At 65.0% G+C, this 13,642-nt stretch carries 13 protein-coding genes; 8 read left to right on the forward strand and 5 right to left on the reverse strand.

The annotated features are described in order from the left end of the window. The first annotated feature begins 95 nt into the window (after window positions 1-95). The 6 genes from CK224_RS00980 to lexA all read left to right on the forward strand — a co-directional run bounded on the left by CK224_RS00980 (window position 96) and on the right by lexA (window position 6,351). The gene (locus tag CK224_RS00980; protein WP_095780522.1) at window positions 96-1,988 is read left to right on the forward strand and encodes a SurA N-terminal domain-containing protein; all 1,893 of its coding nucleotides are present in this window, start codon (window positions 96-98) and stop codon (window positions 1,986-1,988) included. After that, window positions 1,985-2,995, forward strand: a complete 1,011-nt coding sequence (gene trpD, locus CK224_RS00985; protein ID WP_095780523.1) for an anthranilate phosphoribosyltransferase — start codon at window positions 1,985-1,987, stop codon at window positions 2,993-2,995. Before CK224_RS00980 ends, trpD begins: the two co-directional genes overlap by 4 nt. 1 nt (window position 2,996) lies before the next feature. Then, window positions 2,997-3,812, forward strand: a complete 816-nt coding sequence (trpC, locus tag CK224_RS00990; RefSeq protein WP_170950217.1) for an indole-3-glycerol phosphate synthase TrpC — start codon at window positions 2,997-2,999, stop codon at window positions 3,810-3,812. Between the two features lie 2 nt (window positions 3,813-3,814). Further along, window positions 3,815-4,294 (forward strand): cyclic pyranopterin monophosphate synthase MoaC, encoded by a 480-nt coding sequence (moaC, locus tag CK224_RS00995; protein ID WP_066992680.1) that lies wholly within the window; start codon window positions 3,815-3,817, stop codon window positions 4,292-4,294. A gap of 1 nt (window position 4,295) precedes the next feature. Continuing rightward, complete coding sequence (glp, locus tag CK224_RS01000) at window positions 4,296-5,501, forward strand: gephyrin-like molybdotransferase Glp (RefSeq protein ID WP_095780525.1); 1,206 nt, start codon at window positions 4,296-4,298, stop codon at window positions 5,499-5,501. Between the two features lie 115 nt (window positions 5,502-5,616). Then, window positions 5,617-6,351 carry a transcriptional repressor LexA gene (gene lexA / locus CK224_RS01005; RefSeq protein WP_066992799.1) on the forward strand — a complete coding sequence of 245 codons (735 nt, stop codon included), beginning with the start codon at window positions 5,617-5,619 and terminating at the stop codon, window positions 6,349-6,351. Here lexA and CK224_RS31130 read toward each other — a convergent pair. After that, window positions 6,345-6,656, reverse strand: coding sequence for a hypothetical protein (locus CK224_RS31130; protein WP_176477825.1), 312 nt, complete (start codon window positions 6,654-6,656; stop codon window positions 6,345-6,347). The two genes, lexA and CK224_RS31130, sit on opposite strands and share 7 nt — an antisense overlap. A gap of 6 nt (window positions 6,657-6,662) precedes the next feature. Further along, the gene (locus CK224_RS01010) at window positions 6,663-7,613 is read right to left on the reverse strand and encodes a DUF4131 domain-containing protein (RefSeq protein ID WP_176477826.1); all 951 of its coding nucleotides are present in this window, start codon (window positions 7,611-7,613) and stop codon (window positions 6,663-6,665) included. 102 nt (window positions 7,614-7,715) lie between these two features. Here CK224_RS01010 and gltX point away from each other — a divergent pair, with 102 nt between their 5' ends. Then, window positions 7,716-9,140: a glutamate--tRNA ligase gene (gene gltX, locus CK224_RS01015; RefSeq protein ID WP_095780526.1), complete on the forward strand. Its 1,425-nt coding sequence runs from the start codon at window positions 7,716-7,718 to the stop codon at window positions 9,138-9,140. 181 nt (window positions 9,141-9,321) lie between these two features. Next, window positions 9,322-10,650 (forward strand): citrate synthase, encoded by a 1,329-nt coding sequence (gltA, locus tag CK224_RS01020; RefSeq protein ID WP_095777720.1) that lies wholly within the window; start codon window positions 9,322-9,324, stop codon window positions 10,648-10,650. Between the two features lie 82 nt (window positions 10,651-10,732). On the opposite strand, the gene lpxB is transcribed toward gltA, so the two are convergent. Genes lpxB through lpxA form a run of 3 tightly spaced genes read right to left on the reverse strand, consistent with a single transcriptional unit; the run spans window position 10,733 to window position 13,629 of the window. Beyond that, the gene (gene lpxB, locus CK224_RS01025; RefSeq protein WP_095777721.1) at window positions 10,733-11,914 is read right to left on the reverse strand and encodes a lipid-A-disaccharide synthase; all 1,182 of its coding nucleotides are present in this window, start codon (window positions 11,912-11,914) and stop codon (window positions 10,733-10,735) included. After that, the gene (lpxI, locus tag CK224_RS01030; protein ID WP_095780884.1) at window positions 11,904-12,806 is read right to left on the reverse strand and encodes a UDP-2,3-diacylglucosamine diphosphatase LpxI; all 903 of its coding nucleotides are present in this window, start codon (window positions 12,804-12,806) and stop codon (window positions 11,904-11,906) included. Before lpxI ends, lpxB begins: the two co-directional genes overlap by 11 nt. Further along, window positions 12,793-13,629 carry an acyl-ACP--UDP-N-acetylglucosamine O-acyltransferase gene (lpxA, locus tag CK224_RS01035; protein WP_095780883.1) on the reverse strand — a complete coding sequence of 279 codons (837 nt, stop codon included), beginning with the start codon at window positions 13,627-13,629 and terminating at the stop codon, window positions 12,793-12,795. The genes lpxI and lpxA overlap by 14 nt, the downstream gene beginning before the upstream one ends. Window positions 13,630-13,642: the final 13 nt, after the last annotated feature.

Raw genomic sequence — 13,642 nt, forward strand, 5'->3', positions numbered from 1 at the left:
CGGGCCACAAAGCAATCGACAGTGGGCCGGAAGGACGCTATTGCGCTTGTTTCAGAGTCGGCGCATGCGAAAATGCGCAAAGATCGGAAGTGGGCATGCTTGGTATTTTGAGAAGCGCGGCGGGCACCTGGGTCGCGAAAGCTTTGCTGTCCTTGCTGGTGGTGAGCTTTGCCGTCTGGGGTATTTCCGGGCGCCTGTCGGGAAGCTTGGCTGGCCATCATTCGGTGATTACCGCCGGCGGCACCACGGTTTCGATCAACGAATACCGCCTCGCCTACGATCGCCAGATCAACCTGCTGTCGCAGCAATATGGCCAGCGCATCACGCATGAACAGGCTAAGCTGCTCGGCCTCGACAACCAGGTTCTGGCGCAGCTCGTCTCCGGCGCCGTTCTCGACGAGCAGGCCCGCAAGCTCGGGCTTGGCCTTTCCAAGGACCGGCTGGCCGAGCTGACGCGCGAGGATCCGGCCTTCAAGGGTCCAGGCGGCCAGTTCGACCGCAGGACCTTCGAATATTTGCTGAGCCAGATCGGGATGCGGCCCGAGGACTATCTGAAGAACCGCTCGCAGGTGGCGGTCCGCCAGCAGATCGTCGAGGCGATTTCCGACGGCCTCAAGGCGCCGCAGACCTTCCTGAAGGCGGTCGCGCTCTATCGCGGCGAGGACCGCACGATCGACTATCTCGTCCTGCCGAAGACACTCGTCCAGCCGATCGAGGCGCCGTCCGACAGCGCGCTGAAAACCTATTTCGAAGCCAACAAGAAGAACTACGCGGCGCCGGAATACCGTAAATTCTCCTATATCCGGCTTGAGCCGCAGGACATCATGGACCCGACGGCGGTGACCGATCAGCAGGTCGCTGACGACTACAACAAGAACAAGGCGCGCTATACGACGCCCGAAATGCGCACCATCGAACAGCTGGTGTTCAAGACGCCGGACGCGGCCAAGGCGGCATTTGACTCCCTGAAGGCCGGCGCCACCTTCGACAAGATCGTCACCGCAGAGGGCAAGACGCAGGCCGACACCGTGCTCGGCACGCTGGCAAAGGACAAGATCGCCGACAAGGCGGTGGCCGACGCAGCCTTCTCGCTCAACGTCAACGAGGTCAGCCCGGTGGTTCAGGGCGCCTTCGGCCCGGTGCTCTTGCGCGTCACCGAAATCAAGCCGCAGGTGGTGAAGCCGCTTTCGGAAGTGTCCGACCAGATCCGCAAGGATCTTGCGCTCGGCGAGGCAAGCCGCGTCCTGCTCGACGTCCACGACAGCTACGAGGACACCCGCGCTTCCGGTGCCTCGCTTGCCCAGGCGGCCGACAAGCTAAAGCTCAAGGTCGTCACCATCGACGCCATCGACCGCACCGGCCAGCGGCCGAACGGCACGATCGTCAACGACTTGCCGCAATCGGCGGACCTCATCAAGGCCGTCTTCGAGGCCGAGCCGAACACCGAGAATGAAGGCCTGACCACTGCCGCCAACGGCTTCGTTTTCTATGAAGTCCAGTCGATCACGCCGGCGCGCGACCGCACGCTGGACGAGGTTCGCCAGAATGTGGTGGCCGACTGGACCGCGGCCGAGACCGACAAGCGGCTCACCGCCAAGGCCGGCGAGTTGGAAAAGCGCCTCAAGGCCGGTGCGACGCTCGACGTGATCGCGGGCGAGCTTAAGCTCGAGAAGCAGACCAAGCGCGGCCTGAAGCGCGACGCCGACGATGCCGATTTCGGCAAGGAGGGCGCGGCGGCCATGTTCGGCGTCGGCGAAAGCGGCACGGGCCTGATCCCCTCGCCCACCGGCGACGGTCAGATCCTTTTCAAGGTTGCCGAAGTCTTCGAACCTGCCGGTGCCGATGGCAGCTCTGTCCCGGAAGACGCGCAGAAATCTTTCAGCGCCGGCATATCCGACGATCTGCTCGATCAGTTGGTGGCGCAGCTGCAGTCGCAATATGACGTTCGTATCGATCCGGCCGCCGTTTCCCAAGCACAGACACGATGAGCGCGCTTAAGACATATATTGCCAAGGTCGCGACCGGCACCGCGCTCTCCTTCGAGGAAGCGCGCGAGGCCTTCGACATCATCATGTCGGGCGACGCGACGCCGGGGCAGATCGGTGGCTTCCTGATGGCGCTGCGCGTGCGCGGCGAGGCCGTGAGCGAGATCTCCGGCGCAGTCGCCACGATGCGCGCCAAGATGCTCTGCGTCGAAGCCCCGCGCGGCGCCATCGACATCGTCGGCACCGGCGGCGACAATTCGCATTCGGTCAACATTTCGACCGGATCGGCATTCGTCATCGCCGCCGCGGGTGTCCCGGTGGCCAAGCACGGCAATCGCGGCCTGTCCTCGCTGACCGGCGCGGCGGATGTGCTGATGGCGCTAGGCGTCAAAGTCGACATCGCACCGGAGACGATCGGCCGCTGCATCCAGGAAGCCGGCGTCGGCTTCATGTTCGCGCCAGCGCATCATCCGGCGATGAAGCATGTCGGTCCTGTCCGGGGCGAGCTCGGCACGCGCACTATCTTCAACCTGCTCGGCCCGCTGTCGAATCCAGCCGGCGTCGGCCGGCAGATGGTTGGCGTCTTCCTGCCCGAATGGATCATGCCGGTGGCTGAGACGCTGAAGGCGCTGGGTACCGATCATGCCTGGATCGTGCACGGCGACGGTTATGACGAGATCACCACCACGGGCGAGACGCAGGTCGCAGAGCTCGCCGGCGGCGAGATCCGCACGTTTACCCTCACTCCGGAAGCGGTCGGACTGAAGCGGCATAACAAGGAAGACCTGCGCGGCGGCGAAGCGGCCTACAACGCCAGGGCATTGCGCGATATGCTGGGCGGCGCTGCCGGCGCTTATCGCGATACCGTGCTGATGAATGCCGGCGCCGGGCTGGTGGTGGCCGGCAAGGCAACGACGCTCGGCGATGGCATCGAGGCAGCAGCGCAGGCCATCGACAGCGGCCGGGCGCTGGCGGTGCTCGACAAGCTCATCGAGATTTCGAACGGTTAGAATTTTGTCCGATATCCTGCGCAAGATCGAAGCCTACAAGCGCGATGAGATCGCCGCCGCGAAGCTCAGCGCGCCGCTTGCCGAGGTCAAGGCGAAGGCCAAGGATGCGGAACCCCCGCGCAGCTTCCTTGCGGCGCTTGAGGCCAAGCGGAAGGCCGGCGGCTTCGCGCTGATTGCGGAGATCAAGAAGGCCAGCCCTTCCAGGGGCTTGATCCGCGCCGACTTCGACCCGCCGGCGCTCGCCAGGGCCTACCAGCAAGGCGGTGCTGCCTGTCTTTCGGTGCTGACCGACGCACCGTCCTTCCAGGGCGCGCCCGGCTTTCTGACCGCGGCGCGCGCCGCCGTTAGCCTGCCCGCCCTGCGCAAGGATTTCCTCTTCGACCCGTATCAGGTTCATGAAGCCCGCGCCTGGGGCGCGGACGCGATCCTCATCATCATGGCGAGCGTCGACGACGCCTTGGCCAGTGAATTGGAAGCCACGGCCTTCGATCTCGGCATGGACGCGCTGGTCGAGGTGCATGACGAACAGGAGATGGAACGCGCGCTTCGCCTCTCGTCGCGGCTGATCGGCATCAACAACCGCGATTTGAGAACCTTCGAAACCAGCCTCGACGTTTCCGAGCGGCTTGCCGCCATGGTCCCGGACGACCGGCTGCTGGTCAGCGAGAGCGGCATCTTCACCCATCAGGACTGCCGGCGGCTGGAAAAGAGCAAGATCGGCACCTTCCTCGTCGGCGAAAGCCTGATGCGGCAGGCCGACGTGGCCGCCGCGACCGCCCTTCTGCTGACGGGCAAGGCGCCGGCCGAGGCCGTTTGACGATGCCCGCGCTTACGCATCTCGGCGCCAAGGGCGAAGCCAACATGGTCGATGTCGGCGGCAAGGCCGAGACAACGCGCACGGCCATCGCCGAAGGGTATGTCACCATGCAGCCGGAAACGCTGGAGATGATCCTGGCCGGCGACGCCAAGAAAGGCGACGTGCTGGGCACGGCGCGCATCGCCGGCATCATGGCGGCCAAGAAGACGCATGAGCTCATCCCGCTTTGCCATCCCCTCCTTCTCACCAAGGTGTCCGTCGAGATCGAGCCCGACCACGCGCTTCCCGGCCTGAGGGTCAGCGCGCTTGCCAGGGTTACCGGCAAGACCGGGGTGGAAATGGAGGCGCTGACCGCGGCGTCGGTCGCCTGCCTCACCATCTACGACATGGCCAAGGCAGCGGACCGCGGCATGGCGATTTCCGGCATCAGGCTGGTCGAGAAAACCGGCGGCAAGTCGGGCGACTACAAGGTAGGTCCTTAGCATGGCTTTGCTTCCGGTCGCCGAGGCGCTCCAACGCCTGTTGGACGGCGCGACCGCGCTGCCAGGCGAAAGCGTGCCGCTGGCCGACGCGTCCGGCCGGGTGCTGGCCGACCCCGTGGTGGCTCTGCGCACCCAGCCGCCCTTCAATGCGTCGGCGATGGACGGCTACGCCGTAAGGGCCGCCGACGTAGCCTCGGCGCCGGCCCGGCTCTCCGTGATCGGCATGGCCCCCGCCGGGCGTGGCTTCACCGGCTCTGTCGGCAAGGGCGAGGCCGTGCGCATCTTCACCGGCGCGCCGCTCCCCGAAGGCGCCGATACCATCGTTATCCAGGAGAATGTCCGCGATCTCGGCGGCGGCGGCATCGAAGTGACCGAGCCGACCGTGGAGGGACGAAACGTCCGTCGCCGCGGCCTCGACTTCTGCGAGGGCGACCTGCTCCTCGAAAAAGGCCGCCAGCTCGATCCGGCGGCGCTTTCGCTGGCGGCATCGGCCAACCATCCGAGTCTCAACGTGGTGCGGCAGCCGCTGCTCGCCATCATCGCCACCGGCGACGAATTGCTGCCGCCGGGCAGGGCGCTCGGCCCCGACCAGATCATCTCGTCGAATGCCTATGGCGTCACAGCTACGGCCCAGTCGGTCGGCGCGCGCGCGCTCGACCTCGGCATCGCCGCCGACCGCAAGGACGCGATTGCGGCCCTGGTCAAGAAGGCGGTCAAGGCCGGCGCCGACGTCATCGTCACGCTTGGCGGCGCCTCCGTCGGCGACCACGACTTGATCCATGACGTGCTGACCGGCGAAGGCATGCAGCTCGACTTCTGGAAGATCGCCATGCGTCCCGGCAAGCCGCTGATGTTTGGCCGGCTCGGCGACATTCGCTGCATCGGCCTGCCCGGCAATCCGGTCGCAAGCCTGGTCTGCTCGCAGCTGTTCCTGAAGCCGCTTCTGGCGCGGCTGGGCGGCCGGTCCTGCCGGCAGGAAATCCGCACGGCCCGGTTAGGCGTCGCAATGCACGCCAACGATCTCAGGCAGGACTATGTGCGCGCCGTGGTCCGCGAAGATGCGGGGGCGTTGATCGCAACACCGTTCGGCATCCAGGATTCCTCGATGTTGAGGTTGCTCGCCGATGCCAATGGCCTGATCGTGCGCCCACCCTTCGCACCGGCGGCTGAAGCCGGCGAGGAGTGCAGCGTTCTGATGTTACGCTGAACAAAACGTCAACACATTCACTAAACTTTAAAGGGTTGCGGAACACAACTGGAACAGATAGTGTTTGTTCTGGGTTTGTTTTTCGATTCTGGTTTCAGAACCCATGGGGGCCGCCATGCTGACGCGCAAACAACATGAACTGCTGATGTTCATCCATGAACGGCTCAAGGAAAGTGGCATTCCGCCGTCTTTCGACGAGATGAAGGAAGCGCTCGACCTTGCCTCGAAATCGGGCATCCACCGCCTGATCACGGCGCTGGAGGAGCGCGGTTTCATTCGCCGGCTGCCGAACCGGGCGCGTGCCCTCGAAGTGTTGCGCCTGCCTGACTCGATCGCGCCCGGCCTCAATGCGGCGAAGAAATTCTCGCCGAGCGTCATCCAGGGTGGCCAAGGCAATCTCGGCCGCCAGATCAAACCCGCGGCGCCCGCCCGCACGCCGACGCCCAGCAATGACGACGACGCCGTTTCAGCCGTCTCCATCCCGGTGATGGGTCGCATTGCCGCCGGCGTGCCGATCGACGCCATCCAGCACCAGACGCATTCGATCACAGTGCCGCCGGACATGATCGCGGGCGGCGAGCACTACGCGCTCGAGGTCAAAGGCGACTCGATGATCGAGGCCGGCATCTTCGATGGTGATACGGTCATCATCCGCAACGCCAGCACTGCGAGCCCCGGGGAGATCGTCGTGGCGCTGGTCGACGACGAGGAGGCGACGCTGAAGCGCTTCCGCCGCAAGGGCGCCTCCATCGCGCTCGAGGCTGCCAATCCGGCCTATGAGACCCGCATCTTTGGTCCCGATCGCGTCAAGGTTCAAGGCAAGCTCGTGGGGCTCATCCGCCGCTACTGAGGGGGCTGCGGCTTGGCTTCCGGCTTCTCGGGCTTCTTGTAAGGCGCTAACCCCCTCGCCTCACGCGAGTAGCGCCGCTGTTCGTGCCAAGGGCGGTACGGTTTTTCGACGGCGTATTGAATGGATGCTCGCGCCGTCGCCGATTGCGGATCGAAGAAGACGGCGGCACTGCCGTCGCGCGCGAGCTGCCGCTTGGTGACGACGAGGATACGTGGATCGCGGCAGGGATTGTAGGCCGTGGCGTCGTTGATGACGATGAGGTCTGCAAAGTCGCAGGCAGGTCGGGAAGCTTCGCGGGTCTGCATTGCCGATCACATCAGAAGCACCGTCGGTGGACCCGAAGGCGAGATTGCCGCCGCACTGATCGTCGGCGTGCGTTTTTCGCGCGCGTTCTCGATGGCTGAGGCGATGCTCGTCTGAGCGATCGGGTCCGTTGGCGAAATGACTTTCGGGTCGCCGAGGAAAAATCCGCTGCCGCCGATGCCGGAAAAATAGCTGTCGAAGGAAAAATCATAGCTTTCGGGACGGACCGGCCCGGTCGGCGGCAGGAGCCGTGCGTAACCCGTAACCAGCGATCCGGCCTTCATGCCGGCCGGGATCCTGCGTGCCGAGAGCCTGACGCGATCCGGCGCGTAGCGCAGCTTTGGATGCGCTGTCGAGACGAGATCGATGGTCAGCCTGACGCGGCCATTGGCCATTTCCTCGGCGACGGCGACGCGGCCTGTCAGCCGCGTCTGGATTTCGGAGCCGAGCATCGGTGTTGCGGCGCGCCAGGTCTCGACCTTCGCGGCGATGAAGCCCAGCGCGCAAAACAAAGCCGCCATAAAGACCAGGTGTGTCTTCAGCCAGGGACGCGAAACGGCCGCGCATAGAGCCATCAGCGCCACCGCCGCCAGCGGTCGGTAAAGATCCGGCTCGGCGCTCAAGGAATAATAGAGTATCACGCCGGCGGCCAGGAACACCGGCACCAGCAGGAAGCCGATGCCGCGGTCGAGCTCGGTGGAGGCTGCCTCGGCCACACCCCGGCGAAACGCGGAAAACGAGGCACGGCGGAACCGCCTGCGGATTAAGTCGATGGCTGCCGGCGGACGAGCTTGTAGCGAAGCATCGCCGTCCGGCGGCAAAATTTCGGCGGCCGGACGCGGCACTGGAACCAAAACCGGTACAGCCTCGGCAGGCACGGTGGCGGCAAACAGCAGGCGCTCGCTCACGCCAGCCGTCGTCTCCTCGCCCTCCTCCGCACCCCGGCCACGTCCAGCCATCGGGTCTGCCCCTTGCGCCCCAGACCTCCTATGCTACATGAACGCCCACCGCGCGAAAGTCCGCGCAAACATGCCCGCTTCAGTGCTTCTTCCGAGAGTTCCATGTCCGACAAGGTCGTCACCCGCTTTGCCCCCTCGCCCACCGGCTATTTGCACATCGGCGGCGCGCGCACGGCGCTGTTCAACTGGCTCTACGCCAGGCACACGGGCGGCACGATGCTGCTGCGCATCGAGGACACCGACCGCGAGCGCTCCACCGAAGCGGCGACGGCCGCTATCCTGGACGGGCTGACCTGGCTCGGCCTCTCATGGGACGGCGAGGCCGTGTCGCAGTTCGAGCGCGCGCCGCGCCACCGTGAGGTGGCAGAGGAGCTCGTACGGCTGGGCAAGGCCTATTTCAGCTATGAGACGCCTGCCGAGCTGGAGGCGATGCGCGAGGCGGCGCGGGCCAAGGGGCTGCCGCCGCGCTACAATGGCCAGTGGCGCGACCGCGAGCCCTCCGAGGCCCCTCCCGGCGTCAAGGGCGCCATCCGCATCAAGGCGCCGACCGAAGGAGAGACCGTCGTGCACGACCGCGTGCAGGGCGAGGTGCGATTCCCGAACAAGGACCTCGACGACTTCATCATCCTGCGCTCGGACGGCAACCCGACCTACATGCATGCCGTCGTCGTCGACGATCACGATATGGGCGTCACCCACATCATCCGCGGCGACGATCACCTGACCAACGCCGCGCGCCAGACCGTAATCTACAACGCCATGGGCTGGACCGTGCCGTCGATGTCGCACATCCCGCTGATCCATGGTGCCGACGGCGCCAAGCTGTCGAAGCGCCACGGCGCGCTCGGCGTCGAGGCTTATCGCGCCATGGGCTATCTGCCGGAGGCCCTGCTCAACTATCTGGCCAGGCTCGGCTGGAGCCACGGCGACGACGAGGTGATGTCGATCAAGGATATGATCTCCTGGTTCGACATCGGCGACGTCAACAAGGGCGCCGCCCGGTTCGACTTCGCCAAGCTCGAGGCGCTGAACGGCGTCCATATGCGCAAGATGGACGACAAGGCGCTGTTTGGTATTCTCGTAGCCACCCTGCCCTATCTCGAGGGTGGCCCGGCGCTCGCGGCCAAACTCGACGAGAGGCGCAAGGCACAGCTGCTTGCCGCCATGCCGGGCCTCAAGGAGCGGGCAAAGACGTTGGTCGAGCTTGTCGATGGAGCCGGCTTCCTGTTCGCCGAGCGGCCCTTGCGGCTCGACGAAAAGGCTGCGGGGTTGCTTGGCAGCGACGCCCGCGCCATTTTGCGCGGCGCCCATGCCGCGCTCGCCGCGATCTCCAGCCAATGGAGCGCCGCAACCGCGGAAGCCGCTATTCGCGATTTTGCGCAGGCAGGCGGCCATAAGCTCGGCGCCGTGGCTCAACCGCTGAGAGCCGCGCTCACCGGCCGCAGCACCTCGCCCGGCGTGTTCGACGTGCTCGCCGTACTTGGCCGTGAGGAGAGCCTAGCGCGCGTTGCGGATCAAATCGATTAGGAGCGAACTGGCCCAAGAAGATTGGCATTGAAAGGTGTGTTTCGCAGTGCAACATTAGGCCTTGGCCCAATCTGGCACGCACCTCCTAAAATGCGGTGGCAAGTTCGCGCATTCCGGTGATTTCGACGTGTCGTTTGCAGGAATTGCCTTGCCGGCATGAGAAAACATAGAGGAGTTTGCAATGAGCGAAGCTGCGACAAAACTGGAATCGGGCGGCAAGGCGCGCGAGTCGACCGCAAGGCTCGAGCTCGCCGGCAAGACGCATGAATTCAAGGTGCGAAGCGGCTCGACCGGGCCCGACGTCATCGACATCGGCGCGCTGTACAGCACCACCGGGGCCTTCACCTACGATCCCGGTTTCACCTCGACGGCAAGCTGCGAGTCGGCGATCACCTTCATCGACGGCGACGCCGGCATCCTGCTGCATCGCGGCTACCCGATCGACCAGCTCGCCGAGCACGGCGACTTCCTCGAGGTCTGTTATCTCCTGCTCTACGGCGAATTGCCGACCAAGGCGCAGAAGGACGACTTCGACTATCGCGTGACGCGCCACACCATGGTGCATGAGCAGATGTCGCGCTTCTTCACCGGCTTCCGCCGCGACGCCCATCCGATGGCCGTCATGTGCGGCGTGGTCGGCGCGCTGTCGGCCTTCTACCACGACTCGACCGACATCTCGGACCCATATCAGCGCATGGTCGCCTCCATGCGACTGATCGCCAAGATGCCGACGATCGCGGCGATGGCCTACAAATACCACATCGGCCAGCCCTTCATTTACCCGAAGAACGAGCTGAATTTCGCCGCCAACTTCCTGCACATGTGCTTTGCCGTGCCGTGTGAGGAGTACAAGATCAATCCGGTGCTGGCGCGCGCCATGGAGCGCATCTTCATCCTGCACGCCGATCACGAGCAGAACGCGTCGACTTCGACGGTTCGTCTCGCCGGCTCTTCGGGCGCCAATCCGTTCGCCTGCATCGCGGCCGGCATTGCTTGCCTCTGGGGCCCCGCGCATGGCGGCGCCAACGAGGCGGCCCTCAACATGCTGGGCGAGATCGGCCATGTCGATCACATCCCGGAATTCATCGCCCGCGCCAAGGACAAGAACGACCCGTTCCGCCTGATGGGCTTCGGCCATCGCGTCTACAAGAACTACGATCCGCGCGCCAAGATCATGCAGAAGACGGCGCATGAGGTGCTGGGCGAGCTCGGCATCAAGGATGATCCGCTGCTCGACATCGCGATGGAGCTGGAGAAGATCGCGCTGACCGACGAGTATTTCATCGAGAAGAAACTCTATCCGAACGTCGACTTCTATTCGGGCATCACGCTGAAGGCGCTGGGCTTCCCCACCACCATGTTCACCGTGCTGTTCGCGGTCGCCCGCACCGTCGGCTGGATCGCGCAGTGGAAGGAAATGATCGAAGATCCGCACCAGAAGATCGGCCGCCCGCGCCAGCTCTACACCGGCGCCACGGAGCGCGATTACGTGCCGATTGCGAAGCGGTGAGTGAGCGAATAGCGAAATAGCGAGTAGCGAATAGGGACAGAACTCGGCGGCGCTGAGCGGCGCCCAGCCTACTCGTTATTCGCTACTCCCTATTCGCTTTTCTGATGCACCCCAGCACCACCTCTGCAGCAATCTCGCCCGACGGCCTGTCGGTCGCCATGCGCCTGGCGATTTCGGCAAAACCTGCCCGCTGCCAGGCGCGCATGCCGGTGTCGGCAAACAGGGCTTCCAACTGACGCGCCAGGTTCTCCGGCCTGACATACTGATCGTAGAACTCCGGCACCAGCGCGCGATCGGCGATCAGGTTGGGCAGCAGCGCCGACCAGGTCGTCACCAGATGCTGCAGCAGCTGCCTCGCGATCGGATCGAGCTTGTAGCTGGAGACCATTGGAACACCGCAAAGCGCAAGCTCGAGCGAAACTGTTCCGGAGGCGATCAGAGCCGCGTCGGCCTTGCCGAAAGCCAACCATTTGCGCTCCGGATCGGTGATGATCTCTGGCTTCTCGTCCCAACGCGTGACGGATGTTTTCACCAGGTCGGCGACATGCGGCACCGTCGGCAGCATCAGCCGCAAGCGGTGACCGCGCTGGTGCAAGACCGATATCGCCTTGCCGAACGGCTCGATCAGCCGGCGCACCTCGCCGCGGCGCGAGCCGGGCAGCACCAGCAGCGTCTTCACGCGATCCTCCGACAGGTCCCGCGGCAAGCTCTGCGCCTTGGCGGCGCCAAGCACGCCGGGATCCTGGGTCAGCCGGTGGCCGACATAGGTGCCGGGCGGCCCACCAAGTCGGGTGAGCGCCTTCACTTCGAAGGGCAGGATGCAGAGGATGTGATCGACATAGGGCTTCATCGCCGCCGCCCTGCCCGGCCGCCATGCCCACACGCTCGGGCAGACATAATGGACGATCGGGATGGCGGGCGCGGCGGCGCGGACCCTTTTGGCGACCCGCAGCGAAAAATCAGGGCTGTCGATGGTGATCAGGCAATCCGGCCGCTCCGCCGCGATGGTGCCGGCTGTTTGGCTGATCCGGCGCATCAGCCGCGGCAGGTCGCGCAAGACGGCGCTGAAGCCCATCAGCGCGATCTCGCTGCCGTCGAAGAGCGGTGTCAGCCCCAGTTCCTGCAGATGCCGGCCGCCGATGCCGACGAGCCGGATCTTACGGCCGGTGGTTTTCTCGAGCGCACGCACGATGTCGGCGCCGAGCAAGTCGCCCGATTCCTCGCCCGCGACGATGGCGATCTTGAGCGGCCTCTCACTGGCCATCGGTCGGCTCCGTCGCGGGAAATCCGACGATGAACAAGCCAAGCGCATTGGCCCGCGCAAGAGTCGCCGGGCCTTCGAGAATGAGCGAGCGGCCGGCTTCAACGGCGATGCCGGCAAGGCCGGCCGCATGTGCGGCCTCGACCGTCTGCGGGCCTATCGACGGCAAGTCGGCGCGCAGCTCCTGCCCTGGCTTGGCGCATTTGACGAGAACGCCGCGCGTCTTGCCGGCGAGCCTGCCGTGCCCGCGCAATTCGCGCGTCCTCTCGAGCAGGCCTCTAGTGCCTTCGATGCCTTCCAACGCGATAGCCCGCCCTCCGACCGCAATCGCCGCCTGGCCGATGTCGAGCTCGCCGATGGCCTTGGCCGCCGCGCGGCCCGCCTCGATATCGCGCCAGTCCGATTGCTTTGGTCCTGCCTTGGTCAGCGTGCCCTCGCCGGCAGCGAGATCTGGAACGATCTCATGCGCTCCGACCACCGTGATACCGCGCCTTTCCAGCCCGCGCGTCAGAACCTTCAAAAGCCCGTCGTCGCCGCGGGCCAGCGCCATTGCCACGGAGGGGATTATCGTCAGCAGACTGAGCGTTGGACGTATCTTCGCAAGCCGCGGCCTGCGCTTGATCTCGCCGGCAAGAACCAGGTGGCTAATGCCTTCGCGCTTCAGCAAGGGAAGCAGGAACCCGATGTCTTCGAGCGCAAGCGTCGCCTGCTCGTAGGCGGCGAAGTCCGCTTCGCGATCCACCTCGCCCTCGGCCAGGATGATGAAAGGCGAATGTCCCTGTCTGACCAGACCTTCCGCCACTTCGACCGGCAGGCTGCCGCCACCGGCGATGATGCCGACCCTGGAGCCCGGCGCGAGTGCAAGCCCTGACCCCGCGGGCTCAGCCCTCGTCATCGCCATCGTCATCGCCGCCACCGCCCTTCAGCGGCGGGACGGCATAATGCCGCTTGCCGCGACTGGTGATGAAGTCGATCATCTTCATGGCCGTCGGTGACGAGGCGAACTCCGCCTTGGCGATCTCGACATTCTCCCCGACCGTGCGGGAGTGGTCGAAAATCGCCCTGTAAGCCCTTCGCATCATGTAGATTTCGGCGCGCGGCAGGCCGGAGCGCTTCAGGCCGATCACGTTGAGCCCGCGCAGCTTGGCGCGATTGCCGACGGCGATCGCATAGGGAATGACGTCGCCGACGACCGCCGAGCAGCCGCCGATAAAGGCGTTGTCGCCGACGCGGACAAACTGATGCACGGCGGTCAAGCCGCCGATATAGACATTGTCGCCGATCTCACAATGCCCGCCGAGCGTTGCTCCGTTGGCGAAGGTGGCATTCTTGCCGACGATGCAGTCATGGGCAATGTGGGCGTAGGCCAGGAAATTGCCATTTTCGCCGACCGTCGTCTCGCCGCGGCTGGAATCGGTGCCGACATGCATGGTGACGCCTTCGCGGATGGTGCAATTTTCGCCGATGACCAGCGTCGTGCGCCCGCCCTTGTGCTTGGTGTTCTGCGGCGGCGCCCCGAGCGTCGACATTGGATAGATCTTGGTCGAGCCTCCGACGGTGGTCGCGCCCATCACCGAGACATGGCTGACCAGCTCGACGCGATCGCCGATGACGGCATCGGCGCCGACATGGCAGAAGGGTCCGATACGCACACCTTCGCCGAGCTGGGCACCTTCTTCGACGACCGACGAAGGATGGATTGATGTCTGAACTTTCATGAGCATTAGAAAC

The organism is Mesorhizobium sp. WSM3862, from assembly GCF_002294985.1.
Taxonomy (GTDB): Bacteria; Pseudomonadota; Alphaproteobacteria; order Rhizobiales; family Rhizobiaceae; genus Mesorhizobium.